The organism is Azospirillum canadense, from assembly GCF_025961225.1.
GTDB lineage: Bacteria > Pseudomonadota > Alphaproteobacteria > Azospirillales > Azospirillaceae > Azospirillum > Azospirillum canadense.
Window position 1 is genome coordinate 99164 of sequence record NZ_JAOQNG010000010.1, and the last position, 16609, is coordinate 115772.

At 68.9% G+C, this 16609-nt stretch carries 11 protein-coding genes; 5 read left to right on the forward strand and 6 right to left on the reverse strand.

Annotated elements, in window-relative coordinates:
* Positions 1-63 precede the first annotated feature (63 nt).
* Both M2351_RS36175 and M2351_RS36180 read left to right on the forward strand, forming a co-directional pair.
* The gene (locus tag M2351_RS36175; protein ID WP_264660821.1) at positions 64-660 is read left to right on the forward strand and encodes a HupE/UreJ family protein; all 597 of its coding nucleotides are present in this window, start codon (positions 64-66) and stop codon (positions 658-660) included.
* 181 nt (positions 661-841) lie between these two features.
* Entirely contained in the window at positions 842-1837 is a 996-nt protein-coding gene (locus M2351_RS36180) for an MBL fold metallo-hydrolase (protein ID WP_264660822.1), read from the forward strand.
* 94 nt (positions 1838-1931) lie between these two features.
* On the opposite strand, the gene M2351_RS36185 is transcribed toward M2351_RS36180, so the two are convergent.
* From M2351_RS36185 to M2351_RS36205, 5 genes are all read right to left on the reverse strand, one after another.
* Positions 1932-2417, reverse strand: a complete 486-nt coding sequence (locus M2351_RS36185) for a HyaD/HybD family hydrogenase maturation endopeptidase (protein ID WP_264660823.1) — start codon at positions 2415-2417, stop codon at positions 1932-1934.
* Positions 2418-2573: 156 nt separating this feature from the next.
* Positions 2574-4280, reverse strand: coding sequence for a nickel-dependent hydrogenase large subunit (locus M2351_RS36190; RefSeq protein WP_264660824.1), 1707 nt, complete (start codon positions 4278-4280; stop codon positions 2574-2576).
* 18 nt (positions 4281-4298) lie between these two features.
* Positions 4299-5498 carry a Ni/Fe-hydrogenase cytochrome b subunit gene (gene hybB / locus M2351_RS36195; RefSeq protein WP_264660825.1) on the reverse strand — a complete coding sequence of 400 codons (1200 nt, stop codon included), beginning with the start codon at positions 5496-5498 and terminating at the stop codon, positions 4299-4301.
* 10 nt (positions 5499-5508) lie between these two features.
* Entirely contained in the window at positions 5509-6576 is a 1068-nt protein-coding gene (hybA, locus tag M2351_RS36200; protein WP_264660826.1) for a hydrogenase 2 operon protein HybA, read from the reverse strand.
* Positions 6577-6585: 9 nt separating this feature from the next.
* Positions 6586-7749 carry a hydrogenase small subunit gene (locus M2351_RS36205; RefSeq protein WP_264660827.1) on the reverse strand — a complete coding sequence of 388 codons (1164 nt, stop codon included), beginning with the start codon at positions 7747-7749 and terminating at the stop codon, positions 6586-6588.
* 400 nt (positions 7750-8149) lie between these two features.
* On the opposite strand from M2351_RS36205, the gene M2351_RS36210 reads away from it, so the two are divergent.
* On the forward strand, positions 8150-10318 hold the full coding sequence (locus tag M2351_RS36210) for a methyl-accepting chemotaxis protein (RefSeq protein WP_264660828.1): 2169 nt from the start codon (positions 8150-8152) through the stop codon (positions 10316-10318).
* A 145-nt stretch (positions 10319-10463) separates the two neighbouring features.
* Positions 10464-11246 (forward strand): Crp/Fnr family transcriptional regulator, encoded by a 783-nt coding sequence (locus M2351_RS36215; RefSeq protein ID WP_264660829.1) that lies wholly within the window; start codon positions 10464-10466, stop codon positions 11244-11246.
* Between the two features lie 9 nt (positions 11247-11255).
* Here M2351_RS36215 and M2351_RS36220 read toward each other — a convergent pair whose 3' ends face one another.
* On the reverse strand, positions 11256-13112 hold the full coding sequence (locus M2351_RS36220) for an MHYT domain-containing protein (protein ID WP_264660830.1): 1857 nt from the start codon (positions 13110-13112) through the stop codon (positions 11256-11258).
* A 668-nt stretch (positions 13113-13780) separates the two neighbouring features.
* Between M2351_RS36220 and M2351_RS36225 the strand changes: the two genes are divergently transcribed.
* On the forward strand, positions 13781-16609 hold the full coding sequence (locus M2351_RS36225; protein WP_264660831.1) for an ATP-binding protein: 2829 nt from the start codon (positions 13781-13783) through the stop codon (positions 16607-16609).

Consider the following 16609-nt stretch of genomic DNA (forward strand, 5'->3'; position numbering starts at 1 on the left):
CAACGCGCGCGATGGAAAGGGGTCGGTCGCGCGCGGCTTAACGAACGTCAGGGGAATGCTCGGATGAAACGTCTCGCTCTCGCGTCGGCCACCGCGGCCCTCGCCGCGCTGCCCAACGCGGCGCTCGCCCACACCTTCGGCGCCCACGACGCCGGGCTCGTCCATGGTTTCCTGCACCCCGTCGGCGGCTGGGACCACCTGCTGGCCATGGTCGCGGTCGGCCTGTGGGCCGCGCAGCGCGGCGGCAACGCCCTGTGGCTCCTGCCCACCGCGTTCGTCGGCGCCATGGTCGGCGGCGGCCTGATGGGCATGGCCGGGCTGGAGCTGCCGCAGGCCGAGCTGGGGATCCTGCTGTCGGTGGCGGCGCTGGGCGGGCTGGTCGCCCTGCAGTCGCGCCTGCCGCTGCTGGCCTCGGCCGGCGTGGTCGCCCTGTTCGCCGTCTTCCACGGCCACGCCCACGGCACGGAGATGCCGGAGGCGGCGCAGCCGCTGCTCTACGGCCTGGGCTTCGCGATCTCCACCGCCCTGCTGCACGTCGCCGGCATCGGCGCGGCGCTGTCGCTGCGCCGCCTGGTCGAGGGCCGTCGTGGGGCACTGGCGGTGCGTGGCACGGGCGCGCTGGTCGGCTTGGCCGGCGTTGCGCTGATCGCGTTCGGCTGACGGTTCTCGATTCGATGCAGAAAGGCCCGGCGGAGTCTTCCGCCGGGCCTTTTCCATGCCCGGATCCGCGGTCGATCCATGCGATCCACCAGAGGTTTAGCGTGCGGCGATGCGCGCACTTTCTCCTCGGGGCGACGGACGGCATTCTGGCCGCCATTTCGTCCACCGGGGAATTTTGTCCATGACCTTGTCCATTTCCGGCGCGCTGCGCGGTGCGCTGCTCGCCATGGCCGTCGCCGGCCCCACCGCCACGGTTGCCGCCCCGGCCCTGGCCGCGCCGCCGGCCCAACTGCGCACCCAGGCGCCGGGCTTCTACCGCATGGCGCTGGGCGACATCGAGGTCACCGCGGTGTACGACGGCTTCATCGACCTCGACCCGAAGATCCTGAGCGGGGCGAGCGCGGAGGACATCCAGGGCCTGCTCGCCCGCATGTTCCTGGCCGTCACGCCGGGCGTGCAGACGGCGGTCAACGCCTTCCTCGTGCACACCGGGACCAATCTCGTCCTGGTGGACACCGGCACGGCCAAGGCCTTCGGGCCGACGCTGGGCTTCATCGCCGACAACATCCGCGCGGCCGGCTACGACCCCGCGCAGATCGACGCGGTGCTGCTGACCCACCTGCACCCCGACCACGCCAACGGCCTGCTGGCCGCCGACGGCGCCATGGCCTTCCCCAACGCCGAGGTCCGCGTGGCCAAGGCCGACGCCGACTTCTGGCTGAGCGAGGAAGTCGCTGCCAAGGCCCCGGCCGATGTGCAGCCCCTCTTCGCCATGGCGCGCGCCGCGGTGGCGCCCTACGCCGCGGCCGGGACGCTGAAGCCCTACCAGCCGGGCGAGGCCCTGATGCCGGGCGTGTCCAGCGTCGCGGCCGGGGGGCACACGCCAGGCCACAGCGGGTACCTGTTCACGTCCCAGGGCACGAGCATCCTGATGTGGGGCGATCTGGTCCACAGCCACTCCGTCCAGTTCGCCCGTCCGGAGGTCGCCATAGAATTCGACGTGGACAAGGCCCAGGCCATCGAGACGCGCAAGCGCATCTTCGCTGACGCCGTGGCGCAGAAGCTGTGGGTGGCCGGCGCCCATCTGCCCTTCCCCGGCATCGGCCACGTCCGCGCCGAGCCCGCCGGCTACGCCTGGGTGCCGGTGGAGTACGGGCCGATCCGCACGGACCGGTAAGCACGGATAATCGATTCACCACCAAGGCACCAAGACACCAAGAATCCTCGCGCTCGGCAGGGCATGGATTCTTGGTGTCTTGGTGGTGAAAAACTCAGTCCACTTGGCGAGACGTCGCCGTCACACCGTGGCGGGCCAGTTCCCCGGCGATCAGGGTGACCATCTCCGGAATCTTCGCCTCGATCTCCGGGGACAGCATCAGGCCGGTGCCGAGCGCCATCGGCACGCAGCCGATCACCGTCACGCTCTGCGGCGCCTCGTCCTGGAGCTTCAGCGAGGCCAGCAGGTCGCTGAGGCCGAGCTGGTGGGGCGACAGCTTGCCCTTGAAATAGGCCGGCACCTCATCGCCGCGCAACACGACCAGCGTGGCCGGCGGCGCGCCGGTCTTCACCGCGTCCACCGCGATCAGGTGGTCGTGGCTGGCGATCAGGTCCAGCATGTCCATGCCGCAGGTGCCGCCGTCCACGACGCTGACATGGTCGGGCACGGTCCAGGCGGCGTCGAACGCCTCCATGGCGCGCACGCCCACCCCTTCGTCCATCAGGAGGATGTTGCCGAGGCCGAGGACGAGGATGGACATGGGGTTCGGGCTCCGTAACGAGGGGTGAGACGACGCCGATAGCCGGATTCGGGGGCGTGCGCCGTGAACTGGATCAATCACAAAAGTTGGGCCACGAAAAAAGGCCCCTCCTCCGGGTGGAAGAGGGGCCAGTTCATGGGCGACTTGAGAAGAGACTCAGAGCACTTTCACCTGATAGTGCGACTTCGTCTCCGTATCGGTCAGGTGCACGGCGCAGGCCAGGCACGGGTCGAAGCTGTGCAGCGTGCGGATGATCTCCAGCGGCTGGTCGGCGACCGCCACCGGGTTGTCGAGCAGGGCGGCCTCGTAGGCGGAGATCTGGCCGGTCTCGTCGCGCGGGCCGGCGTTCCAGGTGGTCGGCACGACCGCCTGGTAGTTCTTGATTTTGCCGTTCTCGATGACGACCCAGTGGGACAGCATGCCGCGCGGCGCCTCGTGGAAGCCGAAGCCGCGGATCTCGCCCTTCGGGAACACCGGCTTGTTGAAGGTCGTGGTGTCGCCCTTCGCGATGTTCTCCATCAGCAGCTTCCACTGGTTCTGCAGCTCCTCGTGCAGGACCACGCAGCGCACCGCGCGGGCAGCGTGGCGGCCGATGGTGGAGTGCAGCGCGTCCACGCCCACCTTGCTGCCCAGATGCTTGGAGATGGTGTCCAGCACCGCGTGCACCCAGTACTGCGTGCGCTGGTGGCCCGACGCGTACATGCCCAGCACGTTGGCCAGCGGGCCGACCTGGGCACGTTTGTCGTAGAAGGTCGGCGACTTGATCCAGCTGTACTTGCCGTCGTCCTGCCAGTCCGTGTACTGCGGGATCGTCTCCCCGTCATAGGGGTGCAGGGGGCCCTTGCCGCCCTGGTACCAGGCGTGCTTCACGCTTTCCTTCACGCCCTTCTCGAAATAGGGGTCGTTGAAGCCCTTGACGGGGGTGAAGCCCTTGGCGAGGTCGCCGTTCTCGATGAAGCCGGCGGGCAGGGCGAAGACGGTCCCCTTGGTGTCCAGCGGCATGTCGGGGATGGACAGGTAGTTCACCACGCCCCGGCCATACTGCGTCCAATCGGCGTAGAAGGCGCCGATGGCCGCCACGTCCGGCAGGTAGACGGCGGTGATGAAGTCGCCCACCTCGTCGATCAGCTGCTTGATGTACATCAGCTTTTCGAGCGTCAGGGTGGACTGGCTGTTCATGTTGATCGGGTTGGTGACGCCGCCCACCGCCATGTTCTGGATGTGTGGGGTCTTGGACCCGAGGATCGCCACCACCTTGTTCATGCGCCGCTGGTAGTCCAGCGCCTGGAGGTAGTGCGCTGCGGCCATCAGGTTGGCCTCCGGCGTCAGCTTCATCGCCGGGTGGCCCCAGTAGCCGGAGCCGAAGATGCCCAACTGGCCGGAGTTGATGAAGGCCTGGAGCTTCTTCTGCGCGGTGGCGAATTCCTGGACGCTGTTCTTCGGCCAGTCGGAGATGGACTGGGCGAGCTTCGCCGTGGCCGCCGGGTCGGCCTTGAGCACCGAGGCGATGTCGACGAAGTCCAGCGCCGAGAGATGGTAGAAGTGGACGATGTGATCGTGGACGTTGTGGGCGCCCTGGATCATGTTGCGGATGTACTGCGCGTTGAGCGGCACTTCCAGCTTCAGCGCGTTCTCCACCGCGCGGACGGAGGTGATGGCATGCACGGTGGTGCAGACGCCGCAGATGCGCTGGGCGAACACCCAGGCGTCGCGCGGGTCCTTGCCCTGCAGGATCAGTTCGATGCCGCGCCACATCTGGCCGGACGCCCAGGCCTTGGTGACCTTGCCGCCGTCCACTTCGCAATCGACCCGCAGGTGACCCTCGATGCGGGTGACCGGATCAACAACAACTCGCTGAGCCATAACGAAAGTCTCCTAAACTCAGCCGTGCTTCGCTTGGACGGCGTGTGAGGTGGTAGCGTGGTCTTCGATGGCGTGGAGGACCGGCAGCTTCTTCACGAAGACCAGGTACAGCGCGATCTCCAGCGCGAAGACGCCGACGGTGACCATGATTTCCTTGACCGACGGGAAGTAGTGCCAGGGGCCGACCGACGGCGTGAAGCCGATGAGGTAGACGTTCAGGCGGTATAGGATCCCGGCGGCCAGCAGCATGGAGGAGGACAGGAACAGCGCGCGCGACCGCCCGCGGTTCGCCTTGGGGATCAGCAGCACGAGGCCGCCGACCATCAGCACCGTCTCCACCCAGAACCAGCCGGCCTGCGGGCCGCCGAAGGCTTGGCCCAACTGGCCGCGCACCAGAAGGTCGACAATGCGCAGCGCCACGAAGACCAAGGCGACGACCAGCATCAGCCGGGCCAGCTTGCGCAGCACCGGCGTTTCCATCGGGCGGCGGAAGTTCAGCGAGGCCATCACCGACTCCCACACCACGATGGCGAAGCCCATCAGCACCGCGGTCAGCAGGAAGAAGACCGGCAGAAGTTGTGTCTGCCAGAGCGGCGACAGCTTGTGCCCGACGATCACCATCATGGTGCCGAGCGAGGACTGGTGCATGGTCGGCAGCAGCACGCCGAGCGCGATGAAGACCCACAGCACCCGGTTCAGCTTGCGCCGCAGCCCCTCGACGCCGAAGCGCTCCAGGAAGGCCGGGGCGAACTCAACGACCAGCACCAGCGTGTAGGTCGCCACACACAGCCCGACCTCCAGCATCACGGAGTTCGGCTGGGCGTACCAGGGCATCATCAGGTGGTAGAAATGCCAGTAGCGGCCGAGGTCGATCAGCACCGCGGCGCCGGCGAGGCCGTAGCCGAACAGGCTGGCCATCACCGCCGGGCGGACCATCGGGTGGTACTCGCCCTTGTTCAGGATGTAGCAGAGCAGCGCCATGACGTAGCCGGCGCAGCCGAAGGCCGAGCCGATGACCACGTCGATGGCCACCCAGATGCCCCACGGATAGCCGTCCGACAGGTTCGTGACGGCCCCCAGCCCGTGGCCGTACCGCTGCGCCAGGATGAAGGCGGCGATGACCACGAGGACGGAGCAGACGAGGAACGGCAACGTCAGCAGACGTCCGCCAACAGGTTGATGGGCGGGCGGTTGATGCGCGTGAGCGTGTGAAGCCATGATCGCGCCCTCACTGTTCCGATTGATTTTCGGCGGGGTGGTCTTTGGTGTTGCGGTGCGCCAGATAGGCGAGGCCGCCGAACACCACCGCGGGGCCGATCATGCCGGCGTAGAGCGTGTGCTGGATGCCTTCCGACAGGGTCGGATAGCCGGTCTCCGGCACCTTCGTCGGCAGGTTCAGCTTGTCGAAGGGCACCGCCGACACGGCCAGGCACTGGGTGCCGCCCAGCTCCTTCTCGCCGTAGATGTGCGTCTGGTAGGTGGCCTCCACCAGCTTCTCGTGGCCCGACCGGGCGCCGCCGACCTTGCCGGCGATGTCGCCGCGCGGGTAGTGCGCGTACTCGCCCGGCTTCAGCGCGGTGCGGCGCTTGGCCTCCTTCAGCAACTCGTCCGACCGGCCGAACAGCGTGGCGCCCGTGGGGCAGACGTCGGCGCAGCCCGGCAGTTCGTTCTGGGCGAGCCGCTGCTTGCACAGCTGGCACTTTTTGATCTCGCCGAAGGCGTCGTTGTAGTCGTACTTCGGCACGCCGAACGGGCAGGACAGCACGCAGTAGCGGCAGCCGATGCAGGCGTCCGGGTTGTGGCTGACGATGCCGCTCTGCGGATCCTTGGTCATGGCCGAGACCGGGCAGACCGACACGCAGGACGGATCGGCGCAGTGCAGGCACTGGCGCTTGATGAAGGCGAATCCGTTCTCCGCCGAATCCTTGGTGGCGCCGGTGCCGTGGACGTAGGCCTTGATGACGTTCAGCGTCTTGGCCGACAGCTCCACCGGCGTGTCCCAGGTCGGGTTGCCGGGGCCGCCGTTCCACGCCTGCTGCTGCGGACCGACGTCCGGCGGCATGTGGTTGACGTCCTTGCAGGCCGTCACGCAGGCCTTGCAGCCGATGCACAGCGTGCTGTCATACAGCAGGCCGACGGCGTCGGGCGGCAGCGGCTTGGGCGGGCGCTGCAGCGCGTTGGCTTCCGGCGGGGCGGCCACCACGGTGGTGCAGGCGGCCGCCGTCGCGGCGGCGGTGCCCTTCACCGCGTTCCGGAGGAAGCCGCGCCGGGAGACCGTCTTCTTAGGGGTTGCCATGGCGCGACCTCACTCGGCCGGGGTGGAGGAGGACTCGGTTTTCTCGTCCTGCTTGCCGAGGCGGCTGGAGATCACCGCACCCGCACCCACCGCCGCACCAGCGATGCCGGCGACGACCGCGGCGGCACCGGCCGAGATGCCCTCGCCCTTGTCGGTGGCGACCTGCGGGTAGCTGTTCGGCGGGGACACCGACTTCAGCGACGCCAGCTCATGGATGCTCTTGGTGAAGCCCACGCCCTTCTCGGTGCAGCCGAAGCAGGGGTGCCCGGTGCCGACCGGCCAGGTGCCCTGGCCGACGTCGTTGAAGCCGATGGACGGGCAGTTGGCGTAGGTCTCCGGGCCCTTGCAGCCCAGCTTGTACAGGCAGTAGCCCTGGCGGTGGCCGGTGTCGCCGAACTCCAGCGCGAAGCGGCCGGCGTCGAAATGCGGGCGGCGCTCGCAATTCTCGTGGATCAGGCGGCCGTAGGCGAACTTCGGGCGCATCTTGTCGTCCAACTCCGGCAGCTTGCCGAAGGCGACGAAGTGCAGGACCAGCGACAGGAAGTTGTACGGGTTTGGCGGGCAGCCGGGGACGGTGACGACCGGCTTGTCCTTGATGATCTCGTTCAGGCCCACGGCGCCGGTCGGGTTGACGCCGGTGGACGGCCAGCCGCCCCAGGACGCGCAGGACCCGATGGAGATCACCGCCGCGGCGCCCTTGGCGCACTCCAGAACGGCCTCCTTGTAGGTCTTGCCGGCGACCTTGCAGTAAACGCCGCCGTCCTTCGTCGGCACGGCGCCGTCGGTGACCATCAGGTACTTGCCCCAATTGGCCTTCATGGCCTGCTGCTTCCAGTTCTCGGCCTGGTGGCCGGCCCCGGTCATCAGCGTCTCGTTGTAGTCGAGCGAGATGGTGTCGAGGATCAGCGTCTCGAGCGTCGGGTGGTTGGTGCGCAGCAGCGTCTCGGTGCAGCCGGTGCAGGCCTGGCCGGACAGCCAGATCACCGTCGGGCGCGGGGCGGCGACGGCGGCGTTGGCGATCTTCACGCCGAAGGCGGGGGACAACCCGAGGGTCGCGGCCACGCCGGTGCAGTATGTCAGGAATTCCCGGCGCGACATGCCGGCGAGCGCACCCTCGTACTCGTCGAGATCGCCGATGTGCTCGGCGTCGAGATCCACATGACCATCGGGCATGACTTTCCCCCAAAGACCCTTCATTGGACCGCAGGCCGCCCTTGTGGACCGTTGGGGTCCGGGCGCCGCAAGCGCGACACGACGCAACGCGCCGCGGCAGGGCCACGGCACGGCATTTACCCCATATTTAGTATGGGTATTTTGGCGCGAAACGCTCCGCGCCATTGCACCAGTTGTCTCAGCACACGGGCATTGATCTACATCAAACGGACGATTTGATGCGTAAGCATTGTTCTTTTGCCGTGCAGCATTCGCAACGTTTCATCGTCGGAGGGGAATCCCCGGTCCGTGCGCGTACGGCGGATAAATCCCCTCGCCAGCCCCCGGCGGGAGAGGGAGGGGCTTTTCGGCATGTTCCTTGCTTTGATTTAGACAACAAACAATACGGGGAGGAAACACCATGACGATGTCGGTCGACCTGCGGCACAAATTGCCCGCAATGATTGTGTTAGCGTCCTTCGTCTCCATTCTCGCGGCCGGCGTCCTCGGCTATGTCTCGGCCGCCGACAGCCTGAAGGCGGGGGAGCGCAACAAGCTGGAGGCGCTGGCCGCGGCTCGGCAGGCCACGCTGTCCGACTATCTGGACAGTTTGAAGGACGATGTGCTGGTGACGGCGAACGTGCGCATGCTGCGCGACGGCCTGCTGGGGATGGTCAACGGCTACCGGCTGGAGGCGGCCAATGGGGCGGCCGACGCCATCGTCCGGCGCAAGTATGTGGACGAGAATCCAAACCCGCCGGACCAGCGATCGAAGCTCGACCTGGGCGGGAACAGCATCTACGACTCAAGCCACGCCAAGATTCACTCCTGGCTGCGCGACCTCGCCGCCGGGCGCGAGTATGACGACATCCAGCTGATCGCCCCGGATGGGACGGTTCTGTACAGCGTCGCCAAGCGCGACGACTTCGTGACCAACCTGAAAACCGGTCCCTGGAAGGACACGGCGCTGGCCGACGTTTTCGCCCGGATCAGCGTGGAACCGAAGGCCGGCCGCGTCGCGATGAGCGACCTGACCGCATACGCCCCGGCCGGCGGGCGCGCGACCGCCTTCATCGCCAGCCCGATCACGCTCGCCACCCCGGCGGGAGAGGAGCAACTCCTGGGCGTGCTGGTGCTCGTGCTGTCGGACGCGAAGCTCAACCGGATCATGCAGGCGGCCCAGGGGCTGGGCGCCACCGGGGAGACCTACGTGGTCGGGGCCGACCGGCTGCTGCGCAGCAACTCCCGGCTGTCTGCCGCGCCGACGGTGCTGTCCACCCGGGCAGACAGCGAGACGGTCGCGGACGCGCTGGCCGGGCGCGGCGGCGTGGGCGAGACCCGCAACCACCGCAAGGCTGAGGTGATCTCCGCGTATCGCCCCATCGACCGGCTCGGCCTGCGCTGGGCCGTGATGGCGGAGGCGGAGTTGGATGAGGTGCTGGCCCCGGTTGCGGAACTGCGCAACCGCATGGTGCTGGGTGGCCTGCTTCTGCTGGCCGCCCTGTCGGCGGTCGGGCTGCTGTTCGCGCGCGGCGTCACCGGCCCCCTGTCGGCGATGACCGAGGCCATGCGGCGGCTGGCCGGCGGCGACCACGCGGCGGACGTGCCGGCGCGGGAGCGGCGCGACGAGATCGGGGCCATGGCCGCCGCGGTGCAGGTCTTCAAGGACGCGATGATCCAGACCGATCGCCTGCGTGCGGAGGAGGAGGAGCATCGCGCCCGCCAGGATCGGCGCAGCCGCACCGTGGAGGGCCTGACCGCCCGCTTCGACGCGGAGGTCAGCGGCGTTGTCCGCACCGTCGCCGACGCCGCGGTGGAGCTGGAGGCCACAGCGCAGTCCATGCGTGCCATCGCCGACCGGACCAGCGGGCAGGCGGCGACGGTCGCGGCCTCCGCCGACCAGACGTCCGACGGGGTGAATACGGTCGCCGCCGCGACGGAGGAGCTGTCCGCCTCCATCCAGGAGATCGCCGGGCGCGTCGCGGACTCCGTCCGCATCACCCGCAACGCGGTGGAGGAGGCGCAGCGCACCAACGCGGTGGTCGCGGCGCTGGTCCAGGCCGCCGGCAAGATCAGCGCGGTGGTCGGCCTGATCGAGACAATCGCCAGCCAGACCAACCTGCTTGCGCTCAACGCCACCATCGAGGCGGCGCGCGCCGGCGACGCGGGCAAGGGCTTCGCGGTGGTCGCCAACGAGGTGAAGGGCCTCGCCGCCCAAACCGCCAAGGCGACCAACGAGGTCAGCGGGCTGATCGGCGACATCCAGGCGGCCAGCGACACCGCGGTGTCAGCCATCGGCCGCATCGCCTCCATCATCCGCGAGGTGGACGGCATCTCGGCCGTCATCGCCTCGGCGGTGGAGCAGCAGGGGGCGGCCACGGCGGAGATCGCCCAGACGGTCCAGCGTTCCGCCGCTGGGGCGCAGACGGTGTCCACCACCATCGTCGGCGTCAGCGAGGCCGCGGGAAGGACCGGGGCCGCCGCCTCCGAGATGCTGGACTCGGCGCAGGGGCTCGCCCGGCAGGCCGACGCGCTGCGCGGCGAGATCGACCGCTTCCTCGGCGCGATCCGCAACGTGGAGGCGGCGTGACGCAACGGATTGTTGCAGGAACCCTTGATCCAGATCAGGGCAGGCAAGACCCAAGGCCAATACCTTTTGCTGAGATTTGAGGCCTTGGTATCAGCCGCGGGGCGATCCCGCGGCACCCTGGGTCGGACAGCACGAGGTGCCCACCATGACCTTCTCCGTCGCCGCCGAGACCATCGCCGCCGCTCCGGTGTCCATCCCCGCCACGGTTGCGGTGTCCGGTCCCGCGGCGGCGACGGAGAAGAGCCGCTGCGCCGGTTGCGCGGCGCGGAGCAAGGGGCTGTGCGCGGCCCTGCCGGCGGAGGAACTGCCGGAGCTGACCGCCGCGTCGCGCACCATCAACCTGCTGTCTTCCACCCCGGTCGTGCTGGAGGGGGCGGAGGCCGACAGCGTCTTCACCGTCGTGTCGGGCATGCTGAAGCTCTACAAGACGCTGCCCGACGGCCGGCAGCAGATCACCGGCTTCGCCACGGCCGGTGACGTGATCGGGCTGGCGGTGGGCGAGGTCTACGCCTACACGGCGGAGACGGTCACCGCCTCCACCGTCTGCCGCGCACCGCGCACCACGCTCCATCGGCTGATGGAGCGCCGGCCGGCCGTGCAGGGGCGGCTGCTCGCCATGACCTCGGTGGAGCTGTCGGCGGCGCAGGACCAGATCCTGCTGCTCGGCTGCAAGACCGCGGTGGAACGGGTCGCCAGCTTCCTGCTGGCCCTGTCGCGCCGCTCCCGCCCGCTGCCGGACGGCAGCCCCAGCGTGTTCCTGCCCATGCCGAAGGTGGACATCGGCGCCTACCTGGGCCTGCGCCCGGAGACCCTGTCGCGCGTTCTGCGCAAGCTGGAGGACGCCGGCGCCATCACCCGCCTGACCAACGACCGCATCCGCCTGGACGACGCCGCCGCGCTGGAAGCCACGGCGACGCTCGCGGCGTGAGGGCGGGAGTCATCCCACCGTTTCCGTCGGCGTTCCCGCCGCCTCCCGCGCGGTGAAGCGGTTGCCGGGCATGCGGAAGCACGAGCGGTAGCCGCCGGCGCGGTTGATATCCAGCTGTGCCTGGACCTGCTGCGCCAGCGCCTCGATCAGGCGCTTGCCCAGACCTTTCGCGCGCTCCCCGGTGTCGGAGCCGACCCCGTCGTCGCTCACCTCGAAGACGACGTCATCGCCCTCACGGAACAGGCGGATGCGGACGGTGCCGGAGCGGCCGTCGGGGAAGGCGTGCTTCAGGCTGTTGGTCACCAGCTCGTTGGCGATGAGGCCCAGCGGCATGGCGGTGTCCAGGTCGCAGACCAGCGCCTCCACCGCGGACTCGATGCGCACCGGCAGGCCGACGTGCAGGGCGGCCAGCCCCTGGCCCAAATCGCCGAAATAGCTGCGGAGGTCGATGCGCCGCAGATCCTGCGCGCTGTACAGCTGCTCGTGCAGGCGGGCCATCGCCTGGATGCGCTGGCCGACGGCGGCAAAGCCCTCCCGCGCCTTCTCATCCGCCACCTGCGCGGCTTCCAGCTGCAGGATGGCGGTGATGGCCTGCATGTTGTTCTTCACGCGGTGGTGCACCTCGCGCAGAAGCATCTCCTTCTCCTGCAGCGAGGCGCGCAGCCGCTCCTCCGCCAGCCGGCGGGCGGTGATGTCCAGGATGGTGCCGAGCAGGCGGACCGGCCGCCGCCCCGCGGCATTGGAATCGCCGTTCTCGAAATGGGTCTGCCCCTGGGTGCTCAGCCAGCGGACCGTGCCGTCGGGCTGGAGCGCGCGGAACTCCGCCGCCAGGCGCCCGTCGCCGTCCGGGTCCAGCGCCGCGCGCACCGCGGCCTCGGTCGCCGCGCGGTCGTCCGGGTGGACCGCGCGCAGGAACTGCGCGTAATCGACCACGCCGCCTGGGGCCAAGCCGAACAGCGCGTAGGTCCGCTCCGACCACAGGATGACGTCGCGGGACATGTCCCAGTCCCAGGTGCCGAGGCCGGTCGCCTGCACGGCGAGCCGCAGCCGCTCCTCGCTTTGCCGCAGGCGGGTCTCGGTGTGCTCCCGCTCTTCGGCGAGCCTCGCCTCCGCCTCCCGCGCCTTGCGCTCGGCGCTGCGCCGGGCCAGCGTGGAGGAGGTCAGCGCCAGCGCCAGCACCACGCCGGTCACGCCCGCGACCTGGAGCGCCAGCACCGGGGGCTCGACGGGCGTGGCCTGGAACCAGGGCTGGGCGTTCCCCTCGTGGAAGGTGAAGGTCGCCGCCGCCATGCCGACGTAATGCATGCCGATGACCGCAGCCCCCATGGTGACAGCACCCAGGGCGCGCTGGCCGGGCGTCCGCACCGCGCCGGCCAGACGCAGGGCGGCGGTGGCTGCCGCGACGGCGATCAGCGCCGACAGCGCGACCAGCCCCGGGTCGTAGGTGATGGTGCCGTCCATGGTGATGGCGGCCATGCCGACGTAATGCATCAGCACGATGCCGCCGCCCATGACCAGCCCGCCCAGAATCAGGCGCCCCGCGGCCAGCCCGTCGCGCGCGGTGAGCGCCAGGGCGCCGCCGGTCACGACGATGGGCAGCGCCAGCGACACCAGCGTGATGTTGAGGTCGTAGGCGACGGGCACCGGCGTCACCAGGGCGAGCATGGCGATGAAGTGCATCGACCAGATGCCGCCGCCCATCGCCACCGCGGCTGCCCCCAGCCACGCCCATCGCGCGGTTGTCGCGCCTTTCCCTGCGGCGTTCCGCTGCCGGCCCGCGAGGTCGAGCGCGACATAGGCAGTGAAGACCGCCACCGCCGCCGATAGTGCCACCAGCAGGGGCTGGTGGTGACTGCTCACATGCATCCGACGCCGTCTCCAACCCGGCCGCTCCGTCGATGACCGGTTGGGCCGGCCGCGGGGGCGGCGGGCTGTCCGATTCGTTCGAGGATTGGTCGCACGGACTCTGGTTCTCTTCCTGTTGCACGGGGCAGGCCGACATACCGGAGCAACCGAGTCGGCTATTGCTTAGGGTCACCTTCAGTTCTTATCGTTAAGGAGTAGTAAACTGTAAAATTACTCTAAAGTGCGCAGCCATGCGCCACAAGCTGATCAGCCAATACCTGTTGAAAATAAGGATCGAAATGTGGAAGGCGTCGTGGCGTCTATGGAAGACCACCAAAAAAGATCGCCCTTTAGTTGCCATGGCACCGTGCGGAGGCTTGGCAATTTTGGACTTGATTTTTCTTCGGGTATTTTCCAAGAGAAATAGGGGAAATAACGCGATGGGGAGCAAATAAGTATTATAAAGGGTATTATGCGTTGCATCTCCCTTTCGCTGTGGCATGAACGTCCCGTTAAGAACGAAGAACGCCAACGGAATAGCGGATCTGTGATTGCTGCTCTTGAGACGGTATCAACCGCCCGGGTGCATCGGTTGCGGTTGCCGCTCAACAGTATTCGTGATGCCACACTACTCACGCTTGTTTCTCTTGCTCGTGGCGGCCGTTATTCCGCTAGCGGCGCTGCAGTTCATGATGCAATACAACGTGCGGCAGCATCGCACGGTTGAGATTCAAAACGACGTCGTCCGGCTGCTGCATCTCGTGGACGCCGAACAGCAGCGCATCGCCGCCGACGCGCAGCATGTCCTGGCGGCGGTGGTCGAATCCGGCATCCCGCGCACCGCGCCGGTGGATTGCCAGGCGACGCTCGCCCGGATGAAGGCGCGCTACCCCGCCTACCTGACGATCGAGGTCGCGGACCGCGAGGGATCGGTCTGGTGCACCACCGACCCGCGAACGCTGGGGATCTCGGTCGGCGACTACGGCACCTTTCAGGAGGCCATGCGCTCCAACGGAATCGTGCTCGGCGAATATGGCGCCGCCCGCGGGATCGGGCGTCCGGTCCTGCCGTTCAGGATGAGCTACCGGGGCCCCGACGGCGCCATGGCGGGGGTGGTCAGCGTCCTGCTCGACGTCGGCTGGCTGGAGGACGACCTGGCCCACCGCAACCTGCCGGCGGGCATGGCCATCCTGCTGACCGACCGGAACGGCATCGTCATGGCGCGGGTTCCGGCGATGCCGGAGCTGATCGGCCGCCCCGTGCCGAGCGACATGCTGCGGACGCTGCTGTCGGCGACCGACACGCAGACCATCGAGGTGGCGGGCCTGGACGGGATCCGGCGGATCGTCGCAGTGTCGCCGCCAGGGGCGGGCTGGCGCGGCACGATGCTGGCCGTCGGGGTGGGCCGCGACGCCGCGATGGCGCCGGTGAACGACGCGATGATGCAGTCGCTGGCCTATTTCGGCGGAACGCTTCTGCTCTGCTGCCTGGGGGCGACCTGGGGCCTGCGCCAGTTCCTGCGCATGCGCGAGCGGATGCACGACACCGCGCTGGAGATGGCCTCCGTCCTGGAAAGCACGACCGACGCCGTGGCGGAGGTCGACCGCGACTGGAAGGTCGTCTTCCTCAACGACCGGGCGAAGGCGCTGCTTCCCTACTCCTCCACGCTCTACGGCCGCAACGGGTGGGAAGCCTTTCCGGAGCTGATCGGCGGCACGGCCTGGAACAGCCTGAACCACGCGATGACGGCGCGCGAGCCGGTGGATTTCGAACTGCTGGGCCCGACCACCGGCCTCTGGTTCGCGGCGCGCGCCTTCCCGTCGCGCAAGGGGCTGGTGATCTATTTCCAGGACGTCAGCCAGCGCAAGCAGCACGAGGAGGAGCGCGCGCTCCTCAACCGCCAGCTGGAGGAGGAACGGACGCTCCTGCGCGCCGTGCTCGACCACATGCCGTCGGGCGTTCTGGTGGCGGAAGCGCCGTCCGGGCGCATCGTGAAGGTCAACGCTGCGGCCGAACGGATGCTCGGCCAGCCGCTGCCCCGGGTGATCGGGGCGGAGCGCCAGTACGATGTGCCGCCGGCGCCTGGCTTCGGGCCGCACCGGCCGGACGGCAGGCTCTACGGCGGGGGGGAGACCCCGCTTGCCCGCGCCCTGCTGGCGGGCGAGGTGGTGGAGCAGGAGGACCTTGACTACCGCCGCGCCGACGGCGGCATGGTCACCCTGTCGGTCAGCGCGGCGCCGGTCCGCGATCCCGGCGGGCGGATCGTGCTCGCCATCTGCACCCTGCGCGACGTCGGCGAGCGCAAGGCCATGGAGATGGCGCTCCACCAGGCGAAGGAGCAGGCCGACCAGGCCAACCGCGCCAAGTCGAAGTTCCTGGCCGCGGCCAGCCACGACCTGCGCCAGCCCATGCAGTCCATGTTCCTGTTCAGCGGCATCCTCCACCGCCACGTGACGGGGGAGCAGGGCCAGCGCAGCCTGGAGATGCTGGAGCGCGGGCTGGACACGCTGAAGGGGCTGCTGGACAGCCTGCTGGACGTCTCCCGCCTCGACGTCGGCGCCATCGAGCCGCGCATCGAAAGCGTGGCGCTGGGCGGTCTGGTCGACGAGATCGTCGCCTCCTACGCGCCGATCCTGGAGAGCAAGGGCCTGGCCTTCCGCGTGGCCGGCGACCGGACGGTGTCCGTGCGCAGCGACCGCGTCCTGCTCGGCCGCATGGTGCGCAACCTCGTCGAGAACGCCGTGAAGTACACGGAGCGCGGCGGTGTGGAGATCGGCCTCCGCCTGCTGGACGGCCCACTCGGCGGCCCACTCGGCGGCCCACTCGGCGGCAAGGTGCGCATCGAGGTCGCCGACACCGGCATCGGCATTCCCCCGGACCAGCTGGACCAGATCTTTGCTGAGTTCCATCAGGTCAACAACCCGGAACGCGACCGGGCCCGCGGCCTGGGGCTGGGGTTGGCCATCGTCCAGCGCCTGTCCGTCATCCTCGACCACCCGGTGGAGGTCCGCTCCCAACCCGGCCGGGGATCGGTTTTCACCATCGACGTGCCGCTCGACCGGGCGGAGGTGGAACCGCCACCGCCCGCCGAAGCGCAGCCGACCGACGACGGCCATGCGCCGCTCGCCCTTCTGGTCGACGACGACGCCATCGTGCTGCTGGGGCTCCGCGACATGTTCCGGGAATGGGGCTACGAGGTGCTGATCGCCGGCTCCACCGACCAGGCGATCGAGCGCGTGCGGGAGGCCGGGCGCTTCCCCGACGCGATGCTGGTCGATTACCGCCTGCGCGAAGGGCGGGTGGGGACGGAGGCCGTGGTGCGCATCCGCGCCATGGCCGGCGCCCCGATCCCGGCGATGATCCTGACCGGCGAGTCCGGCCCGGAGTGTGAGCAGGACGCCGCGCAGCACGGGCTGAAGGTCGTGCGCAAGCCGGTCACACCGCGCCAGCTGCGCCGCGCGCTCGATCGCGCGCTGGAGGCCGGCCAGGCCAAGAACCTCCAGGACACCGCGTCCTGA

Coding starts and splice junctions, on each gene's coding strand:
- M2351_RS36175 (WP_264660821.1), top strand. CDS start 64: ATGAAACGTCTCGCTCTCGCGTCGGCCACCGCGGCCCTCGCCGCGCTG.
- M2351_RS36205 (WP_264660827.1), bottom strand. CDS start 7,749: ATGCCCGATGGTCATGTGGATCTCGACGCCGAGCACATCGGCGATCTC.
- M2351_RS36215 (WP_264660829.1), top strand. CDS start 10,464: ATGACCTTCTCCGTCGCCGCCGAGACCATCGCCGCCGCTCCGGTGTCC.
- M2351_RS36185 (WP_264660823.1), bottom strand. CDS start 2,417: ATGTCCATCCTCGTCCTCGGCCTCGGCAACATCCTCCTGATGGACGAA.
- M2351_RS36210 (WP_264660828.1), top strand. CDS start 8,150: ATGACGATGTCGGTCGACCTGCGGCACAAATTGCCCGCAATGATTGTG.
- hybA (WP_264660826.1), bottom strand. CDS start 6,576: ATGGCAACCCCTAAGAAGACGGTCTCCCGGCGCGGCTTCCTCCGGAAC.
- hybB (WP_264660825.1), bottom strand. CDS start 5,498: ATGGCTTCACACGCTCACGCGCATCAACCGCCCGCCCATCAACCTGTT.
- M2351_RS36180 (WP_264660822.1), top strand. CDS start 842: ATGACCTTGTCCATTTCCGGCGCGCTGCGCGGTGCGCTGCTCGCCATG.
- M2351_RS36220 (WP_264660830.1), bottom strand. CDS start 13,112: ATGCATGTGAGCAGTCACCACCAGCCCCTGCTGGTGGCACTATCGGCG.
- M2351_RS36190 (WP_264660824.1), bottom strand. CDS start 4,280: ATGGCTCAGCGAGTTGTTGTTGATCCGGTCACCCGCATCGAGGGTCAC.
- M2351_RS36225 (WP_264660831.1), top strand. CDS start 13,781: ATGATGCAATACAACGTGCGGCAGCATCGCACGGTTGAGATTCAAAAC.